Source organism: Candidatus Villigracilis proximus, assembly GCF_016717045.1.
GTDB lineage: Bacteria > Chloroflexota > Anaerolineae > Anaerolineales > Villigracilaceae > Villigracilis > Villigracilis proximus.
The window spans coordinates 588,714-612,805 of sequence record NZ_JADJUO010000001.1; the positions used below are offsets into that span (position 1 = coordinate 588,714).

General features: G+C 49.5%; 23 protein-coding genes and 2 pseudogenes. 15 read left to right on the top strand and 10 right to left on the bottom strand.

The features are described 5' to 3' along the window. Positions 1-45 precede the first annotated feature (45 nt). The 15 genes and pseudogenes from aroF to IPL71_RS03185 all read left to right on the top strand — a co-directional run bounded on the left by aroF (position 46) and on the right by IPL71_RS03185 (position 11,907). Positions 46-1,149: a 3-deoxy-7-phosphoheptulonate synthase gene (gene aroF, locus IPL71_RS03115; RefSeq protein ID WP_345318737.1), complete on the top strand. Its 1,104-nt coding sequence runs from the start codon at positions 46-48 to the stop codon at positions 1,147-1,149. Beyond that, a complete protein-coding gene (locus IPL71_RS03120; protein ID WP_345318739.1) occupies positions 1,089-1,505 on the top strand; it encodes an NAD(P)-binding domain-containing protein in 417 nt (138 codons plus the stop codon). The genes aroF and IPL71_RS03120 overlap by 61 nt, the downstream gene beginning before the upstream one ends. Continuing rightward, positions 1,423-2,745: a carboxyvinyltransferase gene (locus tag IPL71_RS03125; protein ID WP_345318741.1), complete on the top strand. Its 1,323-nt coding sequence runs from the start codon at positions 1,423-1,425 to the stop codon at positions 2,743-2,745. The genes IPL71_RS03120 and IPL71_RS03125 overlap by 83 nt, the downstream gene beginning before the upstream one ends. After that, complete coding sequence (locus tag IPL71_RS03130) at positions 2,684-3,451, top strand: 3-phosphoshikimate 1-carboxyvinyltransferase (protein ID WP_345318743.1); 768 nt, start codon at positions 2,684-2,686, stop codon at positions 3,449-3,451. Before IPL71_RS03125 ends, IPL71_RS03130 begins: the two co-directional genes overlap by 62 nt. Continuing rightward, complete coding sequence (gene aroE / locus IPL71_RS03135; protein ID WP_345318809.1) at positions 3,345-4,148, top strand: shikimate dehydrogenase; 804 nt, start codon at positions 3,345-3,347, stop codon at positions 4,146-4,148. Before IPL71_RS03130 ends, aroE begins: the two co-directional genes overlap by 107 nt. Beyond that, a complete protein-coding gene (locus IPL71_RS03140; RefSeq protein ID WP_345318745.1) occupies positions 4,145-4,837 on the top strand; it encodes a hypothetical protein in 693 nt (230 codons plus the stop codon). The genes aroE and IPL71_RS03140 overlap by 4 nt, the downstream gene beginning before the upstream one ends. Positions 4,838-4,852: 15 nt before the next feature. Further along, positions 4,853-6,028, top strand: a complete 1,176-nt coding sequence (gene aroC / locus IPL71_RS03145; RefSeq protein ID WP_345318747.1) for a chorismate synthase — start codon at positions 4,853-4,855, stop codon at positions 6,026-6,028. 84 nt (positions 6,029-6,112) lie between these two features. Beyond that, positions 6,113-7,660 carry a 3-dehydroquinate synthase gene (aroB, locus tag IPL71_RS03150; RefSeq protein ID WP_345318750.1) on the top strand — a complete coding sequence of 516 codons (1,548 nt, stop codon included), beginning with the start codon at positions 6,113-6,115 and terminating at the stop codon, positions 7,658-7,660. 52 nt (positions 7,661-7,712) lie between these two features. Continuing rightward, positions 7,713-8,147, top strand: coding sequence for a type II 3-dehydroquinate dehydratase (gene aroQ, locus IPL71_RS03155; RefSeq protein ID WP_345318752.1), 435 nt, complete (start codon positions 7,713-7,715; stop codon positions 8,145-8,147). Further along, entirely contained in the window at positions 8,144-8,749 is a 606-nt protein-coding gene (locus IPL71_RS03160; RefSeq protein WP_345318754.1) for an alpha/beta hydrolase, read from the top strand. The genes aroQ and IPL71_RS03160 overlap by 4 nt, the downstream gene beginning before the upstream one ends. Continuing rightward, on the top strand, positions 8,730-8,927 hold the full coding sequence (locus IPL71_RS03165; protein ID WP_345318756.1) for a hypothetical protein: 198 nt from the start codon (positions 8,730-8,732) through the stop codon (positions 8,925-8,927). The genes IPL71_RS03160 and IPL71_RS03165 overlap by 20 nt, the downstream gene beginning before the upstream one ends. 389 nt (positions 8,928-9,316) lie before the next feature. After that, positions 9,317-9,466 (top strand): MFS transporter, encoded by a 150-nt coding sequence (locus IPL71_RS03170; RefSeq protein WP_345318811.1) that lies wholly within the window; start codon positions 9,317-9,319, stop codon positions 9,464-9,466. A 42-nt stretch (positions 9,467-9,508) separates the two neighbouring features. Next, positions 9,509-10,054 carry an MFS transporter gene (locus tag IPL71_RS03175; RefSeq protein ID WP_345318758.1) on the top strand — a complete coding sequence of 182 codons (546 nt, stop codon included), beginning with the start codon at positions 9,509-9,511 and terminating at the stop codon, positions 10,052-10,054. Then, positions 10,047-10,684, top strand: a pseudogene (locus tag IPL71_RS03180) (MBL fold metallo-hydrolase). Before IPL71_RS03175 ends, IPL71_RS03180 begins: the two are co-directional and overlap by 8 nt. Positions 10,685-10,776: 92 nt before the next feature. Beyond that, the gene (locus tag IPL71_RS03185) at positions 10,777-11,907 is read left to right on the top strand and encodes an SPFH domain-containing protein (RefSeq protein WP_345318760.1); all 1,131 of its coding nucleotides are present in this window, start codon (positions 10,777-10,779) and stop codon (positions 11,905-11,907) included. A gap of 317 nt (positions 11,908-12,224) precedes the next feature. Here IPL71_RS03185 and IPL71_RS03190 read toward each other — a convergent pair whose 3' ends face one another. The 10 genes and pseudogenes from IPL71_RS03190 to IPL71_RS03235 all read right to left on the bottom strand — a co-directional run. After that, positions 12,225-13,121: a GNAT family N-acetyltransferase gene (locus IPL71_RS03190; protein ID WP_345318763.1), complete on the bottom strand. Its 897-nt coding sequence runs from the start codon at positions 13,119-13,121 to the stop codon at positions 12,225-12,227. After that, positions 13,085-13,492 carry a response regulator transcription factor gene (locus tag IPL71_RS03195; protein WP_345318765.1) on the bottom strand — a complete coding sequence of 136 codons (408 nt, stop codon included), beginning with the start codon at positions 13,490-13,492 and terminating at the stop codon, positions 13,085-13,087. The genes IPL71_RS03190 and IPL71_RS03195 overlap by 37 nt, the downstream gene beginning before the upstream one ends. Positions 13,493-13,531: 39 nt before the next feature. Continuing rightward, positions 13,532-13,915, bottom strand: coding sequence for a response regulator (locus IPL71_RS03200; protein WP_345318767.1), 384 nt, complete (start codon positions 13,913-13,915; stop codon positions 13,532-13,534). 12 nt (positions 13,916-13,927) lie between these two features. After that, positions 13,928-15,571: a pyridoxal-phosphate dependent enzyme gene (locus IPL71_RS03205; RefSeq protein ID WP_345318769.1), complete on the bottom strand. Its 1,644-nt coding sequence runs from the start codon at positions 15,569-15,571 to the stop codon at positions 13,928-13,930. 4 nt (positions 15,572-15,575) lie between these two features. Continuing rightward, positions 15,576-16,727 carry a GAF domain-containing sensor histidine kinase gene (locus IPL71_RS03210; protein WP_345318771.1) on the bottom strand — a complete coding sequence of 384 codons (1,152 nt, stop codon included), beginning with the start codon at positions 16,725-16,727 and terminating at the stop codon, positions 15,576-15,578. After that, positions 16,696-17,976, bottom strand: a complete 1,281-nt coding sequence (locus IPL71_RS03215) for a GAF domain-containing protein (RefSeq protein ID WP_345318773.1) — start codon at positions 17,974-17,976, stop codon at positions 16,696-16,698. The genes IPL71_RS03210 and IPL71_RS03215 overlap by 32 nt, the downstream gene beginning before the upstream one ends. 26 nt (positions 17,977-18,002) lie before the next feature. Beyond that, positions 18,003-20,507, bottom strand: coding sequence for a GAF domain-containing protein (locus IPL71_RS03220; RefSeq protein WP_345318775.1), 2,505 nt, complete (start codon positions 20,505-20,507; stop codon positions 18,003-18,005). Between the two features lie 657 nt (positions 20,508-21,164). Beyond that, the gene (locus IPL71_RS03225; protein ID WP_345318777.1) at positions 21,165-21,506 is read right to left on the bottom strand and encodes a hypothetical protein; all 342 of its coding nucleotides are present in this window, start codon (positions 21,504-21,506) and stop codon (positions 21,165-21,167) included. Positions 21,507-21,668: 162 nt separating this feature from the next. Beyond that, positions 21,669-22,577, bottom strand: a complete 909-nt coding sequence (locus tag IPL71_RS03230) for a GAF domain-containing protein (protein WP_345318813.1) — start codon at positions 22,575-22,577, stop codon at positions 21,669-21,671. Positions 22,578-22,646: 69 nt separating this feature from the next. Further along, positions 22,647-24,035, bottom strand: a pseudogene (locus tag IPL71_RS03235) (cache domain-containing protein); the annotation flags it as partial. Positions 24,036-24,092: the final 57 nt, after the last annotated feature.

The following is a 24,092-nucleotide window of genomic DNA, read 5'->3' on the forward strand; positions in this document are numbered from 1 at the left end:
TTACCAATTACAAAAGAATAAACACTCAAAAGGAAACTAAACACTATGATGATCATCATGCGCCCCGGCGCACCTCGCGAACAGATCGACGCTGTCATTGCTGCCGTCGAAGGACACAAACTTACAGCCCATCCCATCTTCGGTGTGGAGCAAACCATTATCGGCGCAGTCGGTGACGGGCATTACATCCTCAAGGAAACTTTCGAAGCCTTCCCGGGCGTGCTTGAAGTCCAGCGCATTTCCAAACCGTATAAATTGGCTTCACGTCAATTCCACGAGCAAGACTCAGTTTTTGAATTCAACGGCTTCACCATCGGCGGCACGGAAGTTCCCATCATTGCCGGCCCATGTTCGGTTGAGTCTCGTGCGCAAATTTTGGAGATCGCACAAGCTGTTAAAGAAGCGGGCGCGAACGCATTGCGCGGCGGTGTCTTCAAACCGCGCACATCACCGTACGCCTTTCAGGGTCTCGGTGAAGAAGGTCTCGAATACATGGCAGAAGCCCGCGAAAAAACCGGCCTGCCGCTTGTCGTCGAAGTGATGGCTGTTTCCCAAATTGAGATGATGGAAAAATATGTAGATATCTTCCAACTCGGCGCGCGTAACATGCAAAACTTCAACTTACTGCGTGCGCTCGGCGATACTCGCACGCCCGTACTTTTCAAACGCGGCATGTCTGCTACTATTGAAGAAATGCTGATGGCAAGCGAATATATTCTTAACGGCGGCAACAGTCGCGTCATTCTTTGCGAGCGCGGCATCCGCACCTTTGAAACTGCAACCCGTAACACCACTGACATCAATGCCGTACCCGTTCTCAAGAAACTCACGCATCTGCCCGTCGTCATCGATCCTTCTCACTCCACTGGCGACGCTGCGTATGTTCAATCCATTGCCAGAGCAGGTGTTGCCGCTGGCGCTGATGGGCTCATCGTTGAAGTGCATCAAGATCCGCCGCACGCCATTTCCGATGGCAAGCAGTCGCTCACCCCTGAAGCCTTTGCTAAAATGGTGAAGCAGGTCAAAGCAATTGCCGAAGCGGTGATTAGGAATTGTATAGCCAATTACCAATCGCCTAATTACCATACATGGACAACTCAAATTTTCACCTCGCAACCTCTCGCATCGCCATCATCGGATTGGGATTAATGGGCGGCTCGCTGGCATTGGGACTGCGCGGAAAATGTGCCGCACTCTATGGATGTGACCCGCATCTTCCCACGCTCGAGCTTGCTCTGTCCCAACATATCGTGGACTATGCTGATAGTGATCCTGCCAAGCTCCTCCCCGAAGTTGACCTTGTTATCCTGTCCGCTCCCGTCCCTGCAATTTTGACTGTGCTTGAGCAGTTGCCAAGCCCTCACCCCAAATCCATGCATCGTCATGGACTTGGGGTCGGCCAAGCATTTGATTGTCGAAGCGATGTCCAAACTGCCCGAACGCTTCGACCCCATTGGCGGACATCCCATCTGTGGCAAGGAAAAACTCTCGCTGGCAAATGCTGAGAGAACGCTTTATTATGCCGCACCGTTTTTATTGACTCCGTTGGAGCGAACATCACAGCGTGCATTGTCCGCCGCGAATCAGATCATCGAGGCCCTCGGCGCAAAAGGCAGGACTCTTGACGCAGTCGAACATGATCGCATCCTCGCATCAACAAGTCATTTGCCTTTCTTGATCTCGTCCGCGCTGGCACTCGCGACCCCCGAAGATGTGACTCCTTTCGTTGGCCCTGGCTTTAAATCTACAAGTAGATTGGCTGGCACATCTTCTTCCATGATGTTGGGAGTTTTGCAATCCAACCGCGAAAATGTGCTCAACGCTCTGCGCGGAATGCAAGCCGAACTCGCGCAAATCGAATCCGCATTGTCTGATGGCGATTTTGTAAAACTCGAATCTCTTCTTGAACGAAGCACAGAAAAAATATCAGGAATTCACCGCGTAAAACGCAGACAGGTAAACACGGAAACAGGTACACAAGGATTATCACGTTTCACGCATTACGAAATATTCATCCTTCATCCCTCCTCCATCATCCTTTCAATGAAAATTAATCCCATCACTCACTCGTTAAATGCCACTGTCCGCGTGCCTGGTTCGAAATCCCTGACCAATCGCGCTTTGTTAATCGCCTCTCTTGCAAACGGAACCACGCATTTAACCAATGCCCTCTTCTCCGATGACTCACGTTACTTTGCCAAAGCCCTGCAAACCCTCGGCTTTGAGGTTCAATTTGACGAAGAAAATGTTGAAATGACCGTCACTGGCATGGGCGGAAAAATCCCTGCGACCCAAGCCGAACTCTTCATCGGCAACGCGGGTACCGCTGCGAGATTCCTCTCTGCATTCCTCACTCTCGGAAATGGTCAATATATTTTAGATGGCGAACCACGTATGCGAGAACGCCCAATAAAAGATTTAATAGATTCGTTGAATCAACTTGGCGTAGAAGTGGAAGCCACAAATAATTGTCCACCTGTTGAAATTTTTGCAAAAGGTTTGCCAGGTGGAAAGACGAAAATTGCGGGTGATATTTCATCCCAGTTTTTATCCGCCCTGCTTATGGTAGCTCCATATGCTCGAAGTGAAATTGAAATTTCGCTTTCTACAGAATTAAACTCCAAACCTTATGTAGATATGACCATCGCCATCATGAAAGACTTCGGCGTGGAAATCGAACGCAATGGATATTCACGTTTCACTGTTCTCTTCATCTTATTCACCAATTACCAGTTACCCAATTGAGTCAGACGCCTCCGCCGCATCCTACTTCTTCGCCGCCCCTGCCATTTGCGGAGGAACAGTCAAAGTGGAAAATATCTCGCGTAAATCTGTCCAAGGTGATGTCGCTTTTGTGGATGTTCTGAAACAAATGGGTTGCACCGTCGAAGAAAACGATAATTCGATACTCGTTACTCGAAACTCGTCGCTTCATGGTGTAGACGTAGACATGCGTGACATCCCAGACACAGCTCAAACCCTAGCCGCTGTCGCCCCGTTCGCTGATTCTCCCACCCGCATTCGTGGCATCGCATCTGCCAGAGTGAAGGAAACTGATCGGGTCCATGCAACCTGCGTCGAGTTGGACAGACTCGGCGTCCGCGTGGAAGAGCATGAAGATGGCATGACCATTCATCCCGTAGAAAAGATGCGCCCGGCCGTCATCCAAACCTATAATGATCATCGTATGGCGATGGCATTCTCTCTTATCGGTTTGCGCTTCGACGGCGTCACTATTGAAAATCCATCCTGTGTTTCAAAACATTCCCGAACTTCTTTGAAGTTCTTGAAGATTTGCGCGCACAGGGACAGAGTAACAGGTAACAATGAATTATCAACTTGGTTTGATCGGATTCCCACTGGGTCACTCGCTTTCACCCAGTATTCACACCGCTGCCCTCAAAGCCCGCGGACTGCATGGCGACTATTCGCTTTTTCCCATTTCCCCTGAAGACAAGCAGGGACTAAAAGATTTGCTCGCCCGAGTCCGCGCTGGTGAGATTCATGGACTCAACGTCACCATTCCGCATAAACAAAATGTGATCGAGTTGATGGATGAACTCACTCCGACTGCAAAAGTTATCGGCGCAGTCAACACGATCTATATGCGAGAAGATAAACTCATCGGCGATAACACCGACGCACCGGGTTTTCTTGCCGATTTGAAACGGGTTTCAAATTCATCATTCATCATTCCGCATTCTGCATTGGTTCTCGGCGCTGGCGGTTCAGCAAGAGCGGTTGTTTATGCTTTGTTAAATGATGGGTGGGAAGTCACCCTTGCTGCCCGCAGAATTGAACAAGCACAGCAACTCGTAGATTCATTTGCTAATTACCAATTACAGGTTGCCGATTTTTCATCACTCATCATTCATCACTCATCATTGATCGTAAATACCACCCCCATTGGCATGACTCCAAACATCGAAGCCTCACCCCTGCCTGAAATGACAACCTTTGCTGAGAATACATTTATTTATGATCTTGTCTATAATCCACGCGAAACAAAATTAGTGAAAGACGCCCGCGCACAAGGATTGTCTGCAACAACCGGGCTTGGTATGTTAATCGAACAAGCAGCCCTCGCCTTTGAAAAATGGACTGGTTTAAATGCCGATCGCGCTGCCATGCAAAAGGCCGTCGCATGAAGCGTATCCTTGAAGCTGCTCATGAGGGGTGGCTGGGTGCTAAAGCAAATTTAATCCCGGGCCTGGTGATCATCTTTTTTGCGGCACTGCTAGTGGCTGCATATTACGCCTTTGCTTCTGTCCGCGATGCATTGGAAGGATTGCAATCCCTCCGTACTGCGTGGGGACTTGGTTTCTCAATGTTGACCAGTGCCATCGGTGCGGGATTAATTCCAGGCTTGTATCTAATGGCCGTCGGAAAGGGCCGGCACGATGGTCGCGGTTTTCTTGACGTGGCTTTTACCAGTCTGGTTTGGGCGACCAGCATGATCTGGGTTGATAATTTCTACAACTTTCAAGATTGGTTCTGGGGTCCTTCTACTACATTTGGTATTGTGATCTCCAAAATGCTGCTCGACCAATTTGTATTCACAGCCTTTTTTAGTATTCACTATGTTGCTCTTGGTTTTCGGCTGCGCGATCTAAATTATGATTTCAAATCACTCGGTAGTGCATTGCGTGATGACTGGATCATTAAGGTAACAATCCCAATGTTGGTTAACTGCTGGCTGACCTGGATCCCCGGCACATTGGTAATATATTCACTCCCGCTTCCGCTTCAAATTCCGCTCATGGTTTTGATTCAATGTTTTTTTGCACTGGAAATGGCTTTTGTTTCAAGCAAAATGAAAGCCTCATCTGTTATCTAATCTTTGGAGTTTCTTATGTCTTTACGTTTTCTCACCGCTGGCGAATCACACGGACCCTCATTGACCACCATTCTTGATGGCGTCCCCGCCGGGCTTTCGCTCACACCAGAAATCATCAACAAAGAACTTGCCCGCCGTCAGCAGGGATATGGCTCGGGCGGACGCATGAAAATTGAAAAGGACACCGTGCAAATTCTCGGCGGTGTGATGGGTGGCGAGACCACAGGTGCGCCGATTGCATTAATTGTGCAAAACGATGACCATGTCAAATGGAAAGGAAAAGCCATCGAGCAGATGACCGCTCCACGTCCCGGTCATGCAGATTTAACCGGCGCGGTCAAATACGGCTACAAAGATTTGCGTCCCGCGCTCGAACGTGCCTCTGCTCGTGAGACCACCATGCGTGTCGCCGCAGGTGCTGTCTGCAAACATTTTCTTGCGCAATTCGGAATCATTGTTGGTGGATACGTTTCGTCCATTGGTGAAGTCCAAACCGATTTTGGCGACATGCCTTTTGAAGAACGTTTCACCCGCGCCGAAGAATCTGATGTGCGTTGTCCTGTTGAATCCTCTGCGAATCAAATGCGTGCTGAAATCGAAAAAACTATTCATGGCAAAAATACATTGGGCGGAGTCCTTGAAATCGTTGCGCTCAATCTCCCTGTTGGTCTCGGCAGTTTTGTCCAATGGGATCGCCGCCTCGAAGCAAAACTTGCGATGGCAATTATGTCTGTCCAAGCCATCAAAGGCGTGGAAGTCGGTGACGCCTTCGAGAACGCCAAACGAATCGGCACACAAGCCCATGATCCAATTCAATTACCAGTTACCAATCACCAATTACAGCGCAGCACCAACAGGGCCGGCGGAATCGAAGGCGGAATTAGTAATGGGCAGCCGATCATCATCCGCGCGGCGATGAAGCCGATAGCCACCACGCTTCTTCCCCAGCCGACAGTTGATCTGGCGTCAGGGACAGAATCTCCCACCAAATATGAACGCTCCGATTTCTGCCCCGTCCCGCGCGCCGTGCCAATTTTGGAATCCATGGTCGCCTTCGTTCTCGCCGACGCTCTCCTCGAAAAACTCGGCGGCGACTCACTCAACGAAATGAAGCCGCGCTTTGAATCTTTGCGCAAAGCCACTCTCGAAGATTTACCAATGGATAACATTCCACATATTTTTTGGGAGTGAGAAAGTAAACATGGAAACAAGTATACAAGTAAGCATGTCCCATTCATCCTTCATCCTTTACGCGAAACGTTCATCCTTTTCATTATGACTCACATCTTCCTTTATGGCCCTCCTGGTACTGGTAAATCCACACTTGGGAAAAAACTTGCAGGCAGTCTGAAACTGCCCTTCGTTGACATTGACCGTGTGATCGAAACGAATGCGGACGATACCATTCCGCATATTATGGAAAAACAGGGTGAACCCGTCTTTCGTGATCTCGAAACTGCGGCTTTGAAAAATTTATCAAATGAAAAAGAATGCGTGGTTGCCCTCGGCGGCGGTGCTTTGCTGCGTGATGAAAACCGCGCCTTCGCTGAAGCCAATGGCAAAGTTGTTTTATTAATGGCTGAATTGCCCACTCTGCTCGAACGATTGCACCATGACGATGGCAAGCGTCCTCTGTTGGCTGGAGATTTAAGCGCAAAGCTCACAACTCTGCTCACAAAACGTGCGGACCATTACAACTCGTTCCCCATGCTCATCCATGTAGATGGGAAGACAGCCGATCAGAATGTGCATCGTGTTCAAGTCATGCTTGGGCGACATCATCTCTCCGCGATGGGGGAGTATGATGCGATCGTGCAAAACAACGGACTTGAGCAACTCGGTGAAATGCTTAAGGCTCGTGGATTACTCTACCCAATCATTGTCACAGATGAAAACGTGGCGAAATTCCATGCTGAAAAAGCAGTGACTGCCTTGCAGAGGTCAGGTTTCGAGCCAAAAGTGTTGACTGTCTCTGCGGGCGAGGCTTATAAAACTTTGGAGACCATCAGTCAGCTTTGGCATGGATTCCTCGAAGCAGGTCTGGACCGCAAGAGCACAGTCATTGCTTTGGGCGGCGGCGTGGTGGGTGATATGGCAGGCTTTGCCGCATCCACATACATGCGTGGAGTTGCATGGGTGGGCGTGCCGACTACTTTGCTTTCGATGGTGGATGCATCTCTTGGCGGTAAGACAGGTTTTGACCTGCCCGAAGGCAAGAATCTGATAGGTGCTTTTTATCCGCCGAAATTGGTGCTGGCCGATCCGCAGTTGTTGGGAACACTGCCCGAAGCGGAGTTGATCTCCGGCATGGCGGAAGTGGTCAAACATGGCATCATCTCTGATCCTGAATTATTCAAGCTCTGTCTGCGTGGATTGGATTGGGTGAAGAACAATCTTGAAGAAGTGGTCAAACGCGCGATGGCGGTCAAGATCAAAGTCATCGAGGAAGACCCGTATGAAAAAGGAATCCGCGCTGCTTTGAATTTGGGTCATACTGTTGGGCACGCGGTGGAACTTGTCAGTAAATTCAAATTGCGTCATGGAGAGTCGATTGCCATCGGCACAGTGGCCGAGGCGAAGTATGCTGCTCAAGTTGGGCTGGCAGGCGTCGGGTTGGTGGATGCGGTGACAGAGTCGCTCAAAGCGTTGGGGCTGCCCATCCAAATTCCAGATGAAATGCCACGAGAAGAAATCATCCGCGCGATGCGAGTGGATAAAAAGAAGAATGCGAAGGCCATTCGCTTTGCATTGCCTGTTGAGATCGGGAAAGTGGAGTTGGTGGAAGTGACGGATTTGGAATCGGTTTTGGACGACGGACGATAGACCATTGACCATGTCGTCCATTGTCTGTGGTCTATCGTCAAAGTGAGGAATAATGAAAATATTACTTTTGCACGGCCCAAATTTGAATTTGCTTGGCATGCGTGAACCAGAAGTGTATGGTTCGATGACGTTGGATAATATTAACGAAAAGATCGTTGCGCTGGGAAAGGAACTGGGTGCGGAAGTTAAATGTCTGCAATCGAATCATGAAGGTGCGTTGATCGATGCCTTGCACGATGCGCGGACTTGGGCGAACGGCGTTGTTTTCAATCCGGGCGGATATACACACACATCAGTTGCGTTGCGTGATGCGATCTCGGCGATCGTGATTCCTGTCATCGAAGTGCATTTATCGAATGTGTATGCGCGTGAAGAATTTCGGCATGTATCTTTTGTCTCGGCGGTGTGCAAGGGCAAGGTCAGCGGATTTGGCTGGCGCTCGTATGAGTTGGGACTGCGCGGGCTCGTTGATATAATCAAGGTGTGAACACTCAAACCATAAAAACTGCTGAACCTTTTTTTCTACCTGGTGGGCGTACGGGTATTTTGCTTATTCATGGATTTACCGGAACACCCAAGGAAATGCGCTGGATGGGGGAATATCTCAATCGTGAACTTGGTTTCACCTGCCTCGGCGTGAGGTTGTCGGGACACGCCACACGTCCCAAGGATATGGTCCGTTCGCGCTGGACCGATTGGACTGCTTCTGTTGAAGATGGTTACAATCTCCTGCGCGGCGCAGTGGATGAAATTTATTTCGTCGGGCTTTCGATGGGCGGCGCATTGTCATTGCTGATGTCTACAAGATTGGATGTGAAGGGGATCGTGACCATATCCGCACCATATCAATTAACAGCGCAATATCCCGCATGGCAAATTAAATTATATAGTTATTTTAAAACGTATCTTCCAAAGACCAAGGGTGAGCCGGGTGCAGGTTGGTTTGATATGGAAGCCTATAAGGGACATATTTCATATCCATTAAATCCGATCCGCTCGGCGGCGGAGTTGAAACTGTTGCTTGATAAGATGCAAACAGCCTTGCCGAAAGATAACCGTGCCTACGTTGTTGATCCATTCGAAAGATGATGCGTATGTGCTGCCTGAGAATATGGAGAAAATTTACGCGGGGCTGGTTGCTCTGCATGCTTCAGACAAGACAAAACTACTCGTAACAGGATCAGGCCATGTTGTTACGCGTGATGCGGCCCGTCATCAGGTGTTTGAAGCGGCGCGGGATTTTATCAAACGGATAGAGGAAAATTGAATCGTAATTTATTTTTTGTTGCCGCTGCTTTATTTCTTTGGGGGTTTGGCGAAGGAATGTTCATGAATTTTGTGCCGATCTATCTGGATCTGCAATTTCTGCTGGAGTAAATATGAGATTGGGTTGATCCTTGGCGCATTTGGTTTTTCGATGGCGATCACGCATATTCCCGGCGGGCCGGCTGGCTGATCGAATTGGACGCAGACCTTTGCTGACCATTGCCTGGGCGCTTGGTTTGGTCTCCACTGTGGTTCATGGGATTTGCCCAGGCCCTGCCGCTTTTTCTGATCGGCCTATTTGCTTATGGACTTACCGCTTTTTGTTTCATCTCCATTGGCAAGTTATGTAACTGCGCGCGCGGCAAATGGCCTGTTTGAACTGTCTTGTCTTTGACCACTGCGACGTTTGGCTTGGGCATGGCACTCGGACCTGTGACTGGCGGATGGATCGGCGACCATTATGGAATGCGAATGAGTTTTCTGGTTGCGGCAGTTGATTTTGTTTTCTCTAATATTTTTATGATCCTGATCGAAGATTAGCCGCTTTATCATCATGACCCTGATTCTCCGCCGCCAACGCTGTTGAGCAATTCAAGATTTATCGCGTTGATGGGTGTACTGGCTTTTGCGATCTTTTCAATGTATATCGCGCAGCCGCTTACGCCCAATTTTCTCGAAGGTGTGCGCGGACTTTCGTTGAGTCAAACGGGGTTGATCTTTACTGCGGGCGCTTTGGGAAACTCAATCATGGCAATGGTCTTCAGCCGCATGAATCCGCGCTGGGGATTTTTAGCCGCGCAGGCGGTGGTGATGTTGTTCGCTTTGTTTATTTGGAAAGGCACGAGCCTGCCCATTTTTGCGCTGGGATATTTCCTGCTTGGCGGTTTTCGCGCAGGCCGCCCGATGATAATGGCGCAGGCGCGTGATCTTGTGCATGAATCGCAAATGGGAGTTACCTATGGCGTGATGGAAACCGTCAGCGCGGTTGTTTCGATCGTTACGCCGCCGATCGCCGGGATTTTATTTGAAATATCACCCTTTATTGTTTATCCGATCTCCATTGGACTGATCGCAGTCTCGATTATTTTTAGTTCCATTTATATGCCCCGAAAGGAAGCCCATGCTTGAAATTGTCTCTTTTACACTTGGCCCTGCATCGACCAATGCCTATCTGGTTGCGGATTCTGAAACAAAGGAAGCTGTTGTGATTGATCCATCGTGGGATGGACATATCATTTTGAAAGCCGCACAGGATCGCGGCTGGCGTATTGGTCATCTCTGGTATACGCACGCGCACTTCGATCATATTGGCGGAGCGGCTGCGATTGCAGATGCGCTTAATCCGCTGCCGCATGTGGCGCTGCATCCCGATGACCATGTCCTCTGGCGTTCTGGCGGCGGGGGAGCGGCCTTTGGTCTGGATACTGATCCCGGCCCCGAACCGACCATTGATTTTGTGCATGGAATGAAACTCAAACTTGGCTCAAACGAGTTCGAAGTCCGCTTTACGCCGGGGCATACAAAAGGTCACTGCGTGTTGTATGTTGAAAAGAAAATATCTGTTTTTGCGGAGACCTGATCTTCAATGGCAGTGTCGGCCGCACCGACCTGCCCGGCGGAGATTTTGATGTGCTTGAAAACAGCATCCGCACACAGATCTACACCATGCCCGATGAAACACTTTTACTGTCTGGTCATGGAATTGAAACGACAGTCGGGCATGAGAAAATGTACAATCCCTTCGTTGGGATGAATTAAATATTTTATAATTCATTTCAATTTATTACAACTGAAATAAGAAAATAACGTACATCAACAGGTAACTCATTACAAGCGAGGAGATGAAAAAAATGAAAAATCCAAATTCGCAGTCGTCAAAATCAGGATCAGATCCAACACCGCCCAAGCCCAGGCTTTCGTTTCTGCCAGCCATTCCCAGTTGGGTGATCGGTTTGGGAATCGGGCTTATCGTTCTTTTTATATTTTCCAGTGTCAGCAAGTCGTTCTGGTATTTTGAAGTGATCGAGAATGACCAGGTAGGTGTGACAATTGAAGCGGGCGAAATTCAGGGTGTTCTACAACCCGGCATCGCCTACGACTTCGGCCTGTTCGTGGATCTGGTTAAGATCACCACCAGCGCGGTCGCCATCACAGTCGATGACCCCGAGCTGATCACGATCGACAAACAGCGCATCGGGCTTGAAGTCACAGCTGATGTGTTCCGTCCGCGTGAGGCGGATATTGTTATTTCCAATTATTCGCGCTATCGCAATATTTATTTGAACGATGAATCCTTACAGCAGCGCATGACTGCCTTCACCTTGCAGGCCATGAAGGTTTGTGTAGGTGATAAGAAATTCGATGAAGCCGTGATCGGTTCAGGCCGTGATGATCTGCGCGCCTGTATCGACGATGAATTGAGCGGGCTCGCCGAACCGCTGGGCTTGGAAGTTCGCAATGTGGCTGTGCCGCAAATTTCGATCTCACCCGAAGTGCAGGCCGGTCTTGATGCCATTGTGCAGAGTCGTCTCTCCACAGAAAAAGCCAAGCAGGATGTAGAAAAAGCCAAACAGGAAGCGCTTGCTCAACAGGCAGTTGAAGAAGGCCGCATCCGCGTGGATCAATCCAAATTGCAGGAAGAAGCCCGGCAGCAGGCCATCTTGCAGGATATCAAACGCCAGCAATTGGAAGCAGAACTCGCGGTGATCGAACAGGAAAAGATCAACACACAGGCGCAGTTGGAATTAACCTCGCTTCAACAAAAGGTCGCCGATCAACAGGCTCTGGTGGATATCGCCAAGGAACTTGCTTTGGCAACCCTGTATGAAAAATATCCATCCTTCGTTGCCTTACAGATCGCGCTTGCAAACTCCTCCGCCATTAAAGATACCGACAAATTGATCTTCACTCCTGATGGCGTCTTCCCAAATCTCATCTTCTCCAACGGCTCGACATTGCCAACGTATAATGTAACCCCATAATTCTCAGGTGCGGACAGAAACTTGTCCGCACCATTTTTTTGTCAGATGCAAATCATGATGAGACGCGCAATCATTTGGATGGAAGGAAATATCCGCTTCATGCTGCGCTCTAGCTTGTCTCTGGCATCAAGCAGACTCCACTCTGTGACAGGCGCTGCCTTAAGCATACCCTTGAGAGATTCGTGTTTCAACTGATTACATCCCAATTGGGAGAAGTCCACTTCAAGCAGGCCTTCGTTTCCGCCGCTGCGGATCGCTTGTTACTCACGGATATACATTTTTAAACATGCCGGAATCAAAAACGCAGAATGATTTTTTCATTCTGCGTTTTTGATTCCGGTCAGACTGGATGGGGGAGTGCCATGCCACATTTCGATGCGGCGAAATGATTCGATATAACCCATTTGATAAAAAGCAGGCAAATGCGGATCGTTCACCTGTATATTTTCGATCTGTGTATCAAGGCGTGGATATTGATGATGCAAATGTGAGAGCAGGGCATAGGCCACAGTGGCCGGGTCGCCCACTTCGGTTTTGTAGGCAAAGCGGGTCAGGAGAAATTTTTGGCGCTGATAGACCAGCCAGCCGCGGCTGCCATCCGCCAGTGTGAGCATTAAACCAGATACTTCATTCGCATTGATAAGTGACTCAGATTGATTGGTCCAGGGCTGGGTGCCGCGGTCATGTCCGACAAGGATTAACGATTCGCTCCGGTCCAGCCGTTGCGCATCTGCTATGATCGGGGCTTGCGGCTGGGTGAGCGGTGAACGGCGCAGAACTAATAATTCACCTACTTCGTGAAAGTCAAATTTCAAAAATAATTGATGGGCGGGGGTGTTATTTTTGATAACCTCAAGCATGTGGAAATTTATATCCAATTGAGCTGCCTGCTCGATCAGTCCACTGAATAGTGCTTTTCCTATTCCGCCGCGCCGTGTGTTGGGCAATACGCCCAGGCGTGTGATCCATGCCCGATCTTTGCGAATGCCCAGCATGATCACGCCCAGCATTTCTCCATCCTGAGTGGCAGCAACCAGCGAATGTTCCAATTTAACATCATAGGTCGCTACATAGTCAGCCAGACGTGCTGCGTTCATGGGCATGGGCACCATGTAATCTACACGTGTCTGGTTGTAAATAGCGGCGAGTTGTTCGATGCTAAATTGACTCGCAGGAATTAATTTAATGGCGTTGCTTGTGTCGGCTGGTTGCATCTAAAGTTTTTTAGGTAGGAATTAACTTGGGCAATAAACTCGTTGACTTTAACGATGGGTTTGCTAATATAGCCGTTGCATTGGTAACTCTTAACCATTTGTTTGGCGGCTTCTTCAGGCCAGGCTGTAAGTACAACGATGGGTGTTTTATCAAGTATGGGTTCATCACGCAGCCAGCCAGCCAGAGTTTGACCGTCATAATCCGGCAGGCCGAGGTCCAGTAGAATGAGGTCCGGGATGTGCGCAAGTGCCATTGCAAGACCTGTCTCCGCATCGGCGGCATGCACGATCGTGTATCCGGTTTTGGATAATGCTTTACGCACGAGTTCCACATTATCCGGGATATCTTCAATGAGTAGGATTTGGGTCATGGTTGTATGATGAGATGCAATGTTACTGGGTGACTTTATTTATAGCGAGGAGGGTATAAATGCTTCAACCCGCGCCCATAATTCACGGATATTGATCGGCTTGGACATATACACATCGCAACCCGCGGCAAGTGCTCTTTCGGCGTCACCTTTTAATGCATTGGCGGTAACGGCAATGATCGGAACATAGGTTAGCGCATGTTTCCTGTTGCTGCCTCGTATTCTGCGCGCCACTTCGTACCCATCGATATCGGGCAGGTTAATATCCAACAGGATCAAATCCACATCTTCATTTTCAGCCACAGATACACCATCAATACCGTTCATGGCTGATAACAATTTATAACCGCGCGCTTCAAGTGCGCGTTTGACGAGCATCATATTATCGGGGTTATCTTCAATGTATAAAATATTACTTCCCATGATGTTTCTCTCCTAGGCTCCATTTTTGTCTTCGATGACATTGATTACTTTGTCTACGAATTTGCGCGTTGGTAATGAGCCTTTTTGGTATAACGCTTCGATTCGGCCATTAAGCCGATTTCGTTCTTCAAGGGTGATATCTTTTGCGCTGACAATAACAATCGGAATATCCTTTGTGCGCGGGTCAAGTTTTAGTTCTTCCACAAATCCAAAGCCGTCAATGCCAGGCATGGTCAGATCGCTGACGATCAGATCAGGCAGATGCTGGCGCGCCATGGCGAGACCTTCCCAGCCGTCTTTGGCATGATGTACACGATATGATTTTTTGCCTTCAAGCAGACGGCGGATGAGCAGCGCATCATCTGCGTTATCGTCCACCAGTAAAACGGTGGTGACCTTTTCGTCGAGATTCTCAAGCGCGGCTTGCAGACCTTCCTGCGGGGCAGGGGATTGATCCTTGCTCAAGTGTACATCAACTGCCCATTGATCGCCGAGTACATGTTTTTCAACGGGGAAGGTATGGCCGGTGCAGTTAACCACCACAGTCTCTTCCTTGCTGATCGTACCATTTCTCAATAGTTTTTCAAGGCCGGCAAATGCAACCGAGGTTGCAGGCTCCACGGCCATGCCTTCGCTTTTGGCCAGGGAACGCATGGCGTCAAAGGCTTCTGCATCGGTCACAGATTCCATGGTGCCGCCATACTTTTGGATGATGTTCCACAAATAGGTATAGGATTTGCCGGGATCGCCGGTGGAGAGGATGATAATACGCGTATCGGGCACAACTGCATCGGCGGTGTCTTTGCCGGCTTTAAAGGCCTGGATCATTGGTGAACAGCCTTCGGCCTGAATGACGGCTATCTTTGGAATGCGATGGATCAACCCCATATCAAATAATTCTTTAAAGCCTTGATACACGCCGATCGGTCCCATGCCGCCGCTGACGGCTTGAATATACCAATCAGGTGCGCGCCAGCCGAGTTGTTCCACGATTTCATAGGCGATGGTTTTCATCGACTCGCGCGAAGGGATGGAACTTGCGCCGCGATCCAGCAGCAGATGTTTGCGCTGTGCGAATTGACTCGCGATCTGTTTTGTCTGATCGTAATTTCCGCTGACCCGGATGACTTCGGCGCCGAAGAGCGCGGCTTCTCGCAACTTTTCCTGTGGAACCAAACTGGTCATAAAAACCCAGAGTTTGATTCCACCCCGGGCACAGGCTGCGGCAAATGCCACCGCCGCGTTGCCAGTGGATGCGATCACGGCTTCACGTACGCCGCCTTCATTCATGGCGGCCACAGCAACTGCGGCTTGACGATCTTTGAAAGAAGATGTCGGGCCGTAGCGTTCGTCTTTGAAATACACCCGATCATGCCCCAGCTTGGGCGCGAAGCGTTGCGACAGCCAGAGCGGTGTTCCGCCAGCGGGGTAGAGATCTAAAGCGGAGGGATCGCTGAGCGGTAAGACATCCTGAAAGCGCCACATGTTGGTGGGGCGGCCGGGCAGTCCGCGCAGGATATCGCGTTTAAAAGTTTCGAAATCGTAACTTGCTTCAAGCCATTGTGATTCGCATTTTTTGCAAATGGCCGGCACGAAGGGCTCGTAAGGTTGTTGGTTGCCACAGACGGCGCATTGCAGAAATTTTGGCTTTGCCATGATGTTATTTTACCTTTGGTTCATCTTCTTTAATTTTGGCTTCGATGGGCAGGAAAACGTAGAAGGTAGACCCTTCGCCGTCTACGCCGGAGCTTTCAACCCACAGGCGTCCGCTATGCATTTCGATCAGGCGGCGGCTGATGGGCAGGCCGAGACCTGTGCCGCCGGCTTTACGGGTGGTGGTGGTATCCACCTGGGTGAATTCCTGAAAGACTGATTCGAGCTGGTCGATCGGGATACCGATGCCGGTATCTTTTACACTGATGAGCACGTTGTTCGCTTCGCGCGCCACGTGGATTGCAATCTCGCCTTTTTCTGTGAATTTGATGGCGTTGTTGATCAGGTTGATCATTACCTGACGCAGACGGATTTTATCAGCATTGATCTCCACTTCATGGTCTGAGTCGGGTTCAATGAAGAGTGCCAGATTCTTTTCGTTTGCAAGCGTTGATGTGATGCTGGTTACATCTTCAATGGTCTCCTGCAGGTTGAATTTCTCAATATTGAGATTCATCTTGCCTGATTCGATCTTCGCCATATCAAGCACGTCGTTGATCAGATGCAGTAGATGTTGACCGTTCTTGTAGATCAATCCGAGGTCGTTTTGCATGTAATCGGTCAACGGGCCGTCCAGCCCTTCGAGCATAACATCTGCAAAGCCGAGGATGGAGTTGAGCGGTGTGCGCAGTTCGTGCGACATGTTGGCGAGGAAGGATGATTTGAGGCGATCCAGTTCGCGCAGCTGCGCTACTGTTGCAGACTGTTCCACATATAAGCGGGCATTTTGCAAGGCAACGGCCACCTGCAAGGCGAGCGTGGTGTAGATGTTGGCATCTTCCTGTGAGAAGTGACTGGTTGAACTTGATTGAACATCGAAGACGCCGATCACCTTATCGCCTGAGATCATGGGCACTGCCATTTCTGAGCGGGTATCGGGCAGGAATGGGTTGGGGAGAAAATCAGGTTCCTGGCGCACATCGTTAACGATAAGAGCGATGCGTTCGCGGGAGGCGCGTGCGACCAGTGATTTTTCCTTGTCCATTTGAATGGCATGACCGGCCATTACCATATGCCTGCCGACCTCACCTGCTCCTGAAGCGAGTAATAGTGTATTCCATGATTCATCAGCAAGATAGATGTGCGTGATAAAGACCAAAGCGTTCTTTTGTCAGATCCACTACTGATTGCAGCAATTCATCCGGGTCCAGCACGGTGGATGCAGTTGTACTCACAACCGCCACAGTTTCCAATTCACGGGCGCGTCTTTCATTCAATTCGAAGAGACGTAGATTTTCAATGTGCAAGCTGACCTGTTCGGCGATGTTGTTCGCCAGTTCGATCGCGCCGGGCGGAACATCCTTTAAGCCAGCCACTGTCAACTGCCCGATGAATTCACCGCGCACCATAAGTGGTTGTTCAAAGGAAATATCCTGAGGGATTTGTGTCTTTCCATAAGGCGTCACTTGAATGGAGTCATAGGCATAACTCAGGGTGTCATTTTTTTGATCGGTAAAGGATTGCCAGTTTTCACGGGTCAGGCGGCGGGTGGCTTCTTCCGCATTGGTCCGGGCACGGGAAGCCTCGGCCAGCAAGCGTAAGCTTTCGATCTGTTGCGCGATCTGGCGCGCAACGGTCGATACCATCGCCTTGTCCTCGTCTGTCAGAATGCGTGTTGGATCTGTTTTTAAGAAGAGATTGCCAACGTGTTCATCAAGTACATTAATGGTTTCCTGAAGATCGTGTTGATCTGGAGATGACGCAGTAAACGGAGTCACCGCAGCCTGATCGTACGCGTATCCGATACGTTCACTATTGCGGATGCCATCCATGAAAGATTCCCAGTTCTCGTGGGTGAACTGGCGGTTGGCAGAGAGGGCTTCGGCGCGTGCGCGTTCGGTTGCGGCCAGCAAACGCAGATTCTGAATTTGCAGCGAAACTTGTTGCGCAACAGAATTTGCCAACTCCTTTTCTTCAGGTGTCCAGTTGCGTTCTGCGGGCGGTTCGATCTGCATCTCTCCGATCGGTTCACCGCTTGCAGTTAACGGAGTTCTAATGCCATGCTCTGAATTCTCCAACGGCAGGTCGGCCATTGGAAGCGGCATGATATGGTCATCACTGTAAACGTAGCCAACTTTTTCCTTTTCATAAATAAGGGTGGCAGGTGCCGGCGCAATATTAAGCTGGGTTTCCAACTCGCGGATACGTGAGCGCAGCGCTTCCAATTCGCGTAATGCCGTGGATGTGTTTTTTGCGGATGAAGAAACAGACGCTTCATTCGTAACGGGTGAAGCTGATTCTCTTTCTGTGAGTTTATTCCCGCTCGTAGAGAGCGGCTGTTGAGCGATGTGCTCAATATCCGAAAAGAGTCTTTCAACCCGTTTTTGTGATTTGTCATCGGGGGGCATGGATAATGTCTCCTGGCCTGCGCTGTTTATTTCTTGTCTTTCATGCTTAATTGAGCGATCGTCATGGGAGCGCCCAGTGCATGGCCCAGTTCACGTGCCGCAATTTGAAGCACAGCTTCCACCGTGGTAGCGCTTTGGATCTTCTGACTGATCGTGTTGAGCGTGCTTTCGCGTTCAGCCTGTTGTTGCGCGCGTTGGTACTGATGACGGTTTTCCAAAACGGTGGCGATTTGCGGCGCCAGACCTGAGAACAGGCGGGTTTCATCTTCAGTGAAATCATGCGTCTCTTCAGCGTGCATTACCAGAACACCAATTTGGTTTGCACCAATAAACAGAGGCAGGAAGGTAACCGCGCGGATATTGAATGCCTTGACGATTCTCATCATGCCGGCGTCCACGCGTTCACTGTCCAATGCGTCACTGATAAATACCGGTGTGGAGGTTAGGAACAGTTTTACAGCTGAGAACATCTCCTTTGAAAACCGCGAGCCGACCGCTCCCGGGGCTGTTCCGGCGCCATTCCACCAGTTCGCGATGACCGTCAGACTCTCAAGGTCACCTCTGGAGTCATAGCTGAACAGATCCAACTCTGCGCCATTGATCACAGAAATATCAAATATTTCAACGGTGGTTTTTACCAGTTCCTGCAAGTCTCCGACTTGTGTCAGTCTTCGGCTGGCTTCAAATAGTTTTTCCGTTTGTTTGAGCACCGCTGACAATTGCGCTTCACGGGTACGTAGTTCTTCTTCCGCGCGCCTGCGTTCTGTAACATCCTGATTCGCACCATAGTAGCGGGTGATCTTGCCTTCCTCATCTCTTTCGACCTGAATACTTACAGAAAGATAGCCCACTTCGCCGTCGGCAAATATCACCCGATGTTCAACGGAAGATGAGAAATGTCTCTCTGTGGAACTGAGCGCCTTCCCAATTTCAACGCCTACGATAGGCACATCGTCGGGATGTACAAATCGAGAAGCATAATCGGCAGAGGCGAGTTGATATCCGCCAACTTCCTGCACGGTGGTATGTAGGACCGCGTAGAAATTGTCATTGAATTGGAAGAGATCTTTCTCCACATCGTATTCCCAGTTGGCAAGCTTCGCAATTCCCAACGCTTCCGATAGACGTTCCTGACTGGTTTGAATTTCAGAACGGCTTTCTTCTGTCTTTTCCAGCAAGCGCAAACTTTCGATGTGCTGGCTGAGGCGCTCAACAACAGCACTGGCAAGATTAAGATTATCCAAGTTATTGACATCCATGCCTTGCACAACGACCTGTCCGATTTCTTCGTCACGTATCTTGAGCGGTAGATTAAGGTCAGAGCTTTGGGGCTGTTCATTGCCCTCATGGTTGTAAGCACGGACTTCCTTCTGATCGTAAAGATAGCTCAAGCTTTTTTCTGTATTTGCCTGCTTGTACTCCTGCCAGTTTTCACGCGTCAAGCGGCGGGAGGCTTGTTCCGCTTCGGCGCGGTAACGCTCGGCGCTGCCCAGCAGGCGTAAGCTTTCGATCTGCTGCGCCACTTGTCGCGCCACCGTATTCACCAGTTCAGATGTGCGGGCGATTGGGTTTTGTCCTTCCATCTCCACAATCAAATTTCCAAGTGCTTCGCCAGTGACAGAGATTGGCGCACTAAACGCGTTGCTGTTTTCGGCGGTTTGTGTTTCCTGTGCTTGTGTCAGCGGGCTGATCTTATTTTGCTCGAACACAAATCCGATCTCTTCAGGTTTGTGGATGGCATCCAGATAATCCACCCAATTGGCGCGTGTCAGGCGGCGTGCCTGAGATTCCACCTCGGCGCGGGCTTGTTCGGTTTCAGCGAGCAGGCTTGCGTTTTGAATGGCGATGGCTAATTGACCGGCGAGGGCTTCGAACGCCGGTAGGATTTCCTGATTTAAGGAATTGGTTTGTTCGCTTTGCAGATCCAACACGCCTACCACCTTATCACCGACGAGTAGCGGCATTGCCATTTCAGAACGTGTGTGCGGCAGGAGCGGATTGGGACGGAAGGTGGTGTTGGCAGTTGTATCTGTAATCACTACAGATTTTCTCTCAATGGCGGCGCGTCCATTGATCGAGCCTGTATTGAGCGGTAAACGATGATTGCGACTTAATAACTCTTCACCCACTTTTCCCGTTCCAGAAAGCAGGAGCAGGTTCGTCTGAGAGGGATCCGTTAGATAGACTTGCATCATAATAAGATTAAAGCGTGAGCGGATGATCTCGGCGGCATTCTTCAAGATCACATCCAGCGCGCCTACCTGTGAGACCGAGCGACCCACCTCAGCTGCTAATTCGAGGTTGCGGGTGCGGTCTGCGACGCGTTGTTCCAGGCTTTGCAGGGTTTCCTGGAGTTGGGCGGTCATCGTATTGATAGTGACGGCTAAGTCGCCAACCTCGTCTGTCGCTTCGATTTTGGCGCGTGCGCTCAGGTCGCCTGCAGCGATCTTCTGTGCGACCTGCGAGAGGCGGATGATCGGGTTGGTAAAGACATTGCCCAGGTACAGACCGAGCAGGGTGACGAGGAACATCGTGCCAAGGGTTGTTCCAAGAATCAGGTAGAGTATGTTCCCTTTCCTTCTCAAGAACGGCATCCGCGGCAATATCAATCCCAAGAATCCCTTCCAGAGACCCATCAGCCCGATAAAATGGAGCAAAAGCGGAAAGAACTGAGTTATATGCATCAGTATAGATCTCTTTCTCAACGATTGGACGGTCAGGCGCTTTGAAAAAGGCCTGCAGCGTTTCGCTGGGTTCGTCATAAATCGTTCCAATATCAATGCGTTCGGTGTCATCTGCCCGGCGCGAATCGATCACAAAATAGATCTGGCCTTGCTCATTCAACCGCATCGTATAGGAAAATATCAGGTCGGGGTCGGTTGCAACAATCTCATCACCTTCCGCCATCATTTGCCGATAGGCTTCGGTTTGCATATCCTCCGGGGTTTGAAGGGTGGCGTGCATATCACCATCCAGTCGCATGGCGGTAATGGTTACAATATTCAACAGACGCTGGCGGATATCCTCACGCACCTGATTGCGGTAGTTGATATACACAACCGTCCCTACAATAGCCACTGAGATCAAGGCGATCACGGTGAACGAAGTAACCAGCTTCAAGCGGATATTGCCAGCCCAAGCCTGACGCACAACCAGGGCGATCAGGCTGATGACCAAAAATGCCAGGATCAATGGACCGAAAAATTAGATGTGGGACTCGTACCGGTTATTTCCAGCCGAAAGGACGGCTGAAAGACCTCGACGGAGGCTGTCAAAATAGAGGCAATAATGGGCGCGAATTGATATTTCTTACGCCATGCCTGCGGCTGCAAATAGAAAATATGGATACTGCTAACCACAACAATAATGGAGATCAGGAATGGTGTGGTGTTGGTAACCAACAAGGCATTCGGAGGGACCGTGAACAGGGTGGACCAGAACAGGTATTTCAGCCCCTGTTCCAATTGACCACGCGTGATTAATACGACACTAATCACATCCACTATCAGGGCAATGGTTGTGATCGCCAAGATTAAGTAACTCTGCCAGACCGGTGACCCGCCGATCAGGAAGAAGGAAAATACAAACGATATGGCGGCAACGGCTGTGAAGATGATCGACGCCCAAAATACACGTTGTCTATTTATAGATCGCCTTGGGCAGGTTGATTAGTTGGGTTGTGAGATAAGGAATTATTCATCACTGTTCCTGTCTAGTTGTCGCCATTTGAGCGGCCGATTTTTGCCTGCACGCGTACGACGCCAGTGGATGAACCTGGTTTCGCGGATGGCGATTTGCAGTGTTTCTTCGATGGATGTGGAGCGTTGGATCTTTTGCCCAATGGTGTTTACCAGTGACTCCAGATCAGCCTGCGCTTTGGATTGTTCAAAGGAGTGTACATTTTGAATGGAGGTGGAAACCTGCGCTGCCATAGTAGTTTGAACGTTGATATCTGCGTCTGTGAAGCGTCCAACTACATCCGACTGCACATCGAAGACGCCGATCACTTTTCCACCGACAATCATGGGAACGGCAAGCTCGGAGCGCGTATTGGGCAGCAGCGGATTGGGCAGGAAGTCCGGCTCCTGGGTTACGTCATTCACGGTAACGCCTTTTCGTTCGCGGGCGGCACGTGCCACCAATGATTGCGCCTGATTGAGCGGGATGGAGAGTCCCTTTTCTCTCATCTGACGGCCAGGTTCGCCCGCGCCGCGTGCCAGTACCAGGTTTTTACCATCCTCATCCAATAGATAAATGTGTGAGTGGTAGAGGTTAAAGCGTTCTTTTGTGAGATCCACCACGGCTTGCAGGAGTTGATTGGTATCCAAAATGGTGGCTGTGGCGGTTCCCACTTCAGCCACAGTTTCAAGATCCTTGGTGCGGGCTTCCACGCGTTGTTCCAGAGTGCCAAATAGATTTTTTAGTTCTGCCGCCATCTGGTTGAATGTTTGAGCCAGCACACCCAATTCATCCTGGTTGTTTACAAGGACTGTTTGGTTTAGATCTCCTGCGGCGATTGCTTGTGCTGATTTTGTTAAAGGGGTAATCGGATCAAGGATTTTTGTTACAAGAAAGTAGACTGTCGTACCAATTAAAAGCATTGTTACGATTAATACTACAATCAGGGTTGTTGTCTGTTGATTTTGTTGTTGCGTAATTTCTGTCTGATCTGAAACGATATCTATGATGCCTATGATGTTTCCTGAAAAGTCATACAGCGGTGAGCTTAGAACAGCATAGCTTACACCGTCAAAAGAGACGATCTCGAGGTTATTTTCACCGTTCAGCGCTTTGTTGTATCCTGCGAGTGATGAAAAGACAGGCGTTTCACTTGTGCTGGCCTGGAAAACAAGATCTGGTTGAGGAGGGATAATATCGGCCCGGGTGGATACGAAAGTGGCAATGTCTGCTGGTTCCTTCAGAAGCAGAATTTGCCATTCATCCCCATAGTTTGTTTGAAGTTCATTCAAGAGGGTTTGGTCAATATTTAAGCCAAATTCAACAGTTCCGGTGTGTGTTCACTGGTAGTTGACTGGTACAACACCACGCACGCCCAAACCGCCTCGTCCAATTTCAATGCCAGCGATTGGCTTTTTTTCTGCGTTGGCTGCTACTACTGTGGAGCGGAATGAAGAAAGATCGTCTCCGTATTGATCCAATTGGTGGAGGCGCAGGAATGAGGTAGCAGGAGGAAGGTGAAATTGATATTGAGGAATATCATATTCCTGGTTAAGAATTAAATAGGAGGGGAGCGTTAACTCGATCAAACGTTCGCGGTCTTTGTTGGCGAAGGCTTCTTGTACTACGGGGTTATTAGCAACTTCGGTAGCGAGGGCAACAGAAAAGTCCTCCAGGAGGGAGATGCGATTGTTGAATATCTCATTCAAATTTAACAGGCGTTCATTTTCCGAGGCGATGATGCTTCGATTTGTTTGGACGGCGCCAATTGCAATAATGCCGCTGAGGATTACTGCTGAAATAGCCAGAATTGGGACCAGGATCTTATTGCGAAGACTTCTGCCATTCATTGTTTGCCAGATGACCAAACCTGCAAGAACCAGAATTACTGCTCCTGCAATGATCGGCAACCCTTTTGTAAGCGTTGATGGCGCTGGTATACGGTAGGAAAGCGGGAAGAAGTCCAAACCAAAGGTGATTATTGCAGCAATGATTGCGATGCCAATCATCCGAAGAGATTTTGGGCGTGAAAACACCAGGGTTACCACAATGCCAGTAAGAAGAATTTCAATCAGACCCAGTATCAGCCCAAAGTTGGCAAGCAGAAGCGCTGTTCCAATCAACGAAGCCAGAAAACTGTATAGGATCAGGTATATTCCAAATTCAGAACGTCCACGTCGAATCTGCAAGGCGGCAATGGTTGTTGCAACACCAAATGCAAATACAACTCCTGCGCGGACAAATTGCTGCCATTCGCCGGTTCGAAAGCCCAGGAACAAGCTCAGGATAAAATTTGCCAGGATTGCCGCCAGAAAGACAACGGCGATAATGAATGGTCTGTTGTTTTGAGAGCTATTCTTTTCCAAAATTGGTGCGTTCATTAGCCGCCTCTCATTTTGTTTTTCAATTCTGTTTGGTTTTCGGATAATGTTTCAGAT

Coding starts and splice junctions, on each gene's coding strand:
- aroF (WP_345318737.1), top strand. CDS start 46: ATGATGATCATCATGCGCCCCGGCGCACCTCGCGAACAGATCGACGCT.
- IPL71_RS03120 (WP_345318739.1), top strand. CDS start 1,089: ATGGACAACTCAAATTTTCACCTCGCAACCTCTCGCATCGCCATCATC.
- IPL71_RS03125 (WP_345318741.1), top strand. CDS start 1,423: ATGTCCAAACTGCCCGAACGCTTCGACCCCATTGGCGGACATCCCATC.
- IPL71_RS03130 (WP_345318743.1), top strand. CDS start 2,684: ATGGATATTCACGTTTCACTGTTCTCTTCATCTTATTCACCAATTACC.
- IPL71_RS03140 (WP_345318745.1), top strand. CDS start 4,145: ATGAAGCGTATCCTTGAAGCTGCTCATGAGGGGTGGCTGGGTGCTAAA.
- aroC (WP_345318747.1), top strand. CDS start 4,853: ATGTCTTTACGTTTTCTCACCGCTGGCGAATCACACGGACCCTCATTG.
- aroB (WP_345318750.1), top strand. CDS start 6,113: ATGACTCACATCTTCCTTTATGGCCCTCCTGGTACTGGTAAATCCACA.
- aroQ (WP_345318752.1), top strand. CDS start 7,713: ATGAAAATATTACTTTTGCACGGCCCAAATTTGAATTTGCTTGGCATG.
- IPL71_RS03185 (WP_345318760.1), top strand. CDS start 10,777: ATGAAAAATCCAAATTCGCAGTCGTCAAAATCAGGATCAGATCCAACA.
- IPL71_RS03190 (WP_345318763.1), bottom strand. CDS start 13,121: ATGCAACCAGCCGACACAAGCAACGCCATTAAATTAATTCCTGCGAGT.
- IPL71_RS03195 (WP_345318765.1), bottom strand. CDS start 13,492: ATGACCCAAATCCTACTCATTGAAGATATCCCGGATAATGTGGAACTC.
- IPL71_RS03200 (WP_345318767.1), bottom strand. CDS start 13,915: ATGGGAAGTAATATTTTATACATTGAAGATAACCCCGATAATATGATG.
- IPL71_RS03205 (WP_345318769.1), bottom strand. CDS start 15,571: ATGGCAAAGCCAAAATTTCTGCAATGCGCCGTCTGTGGCAACCAACAA.
- IPL71_RS03215 (WP_345318773.1), bottom strand. CDS start 17,976: ATGCCCCCCGATGACAAATCACAAAAACGGGTTGAAAGACTCTTTTCG.
- IPL71_RS03220 (WP_345318775.1), bottom strand. CDS start 20,507: ATGTTCCTCGTCACCCTGCTCGGTCTGTACCTGGGCAATGTCTTTACC.
- IPL71_RS03230 (WP_345318813.1), bottom strand. CDS start 22,577: ATGCTTTTAATTGGTACGACAGTCTACTTTCTTGTAACAAAAATCCTT.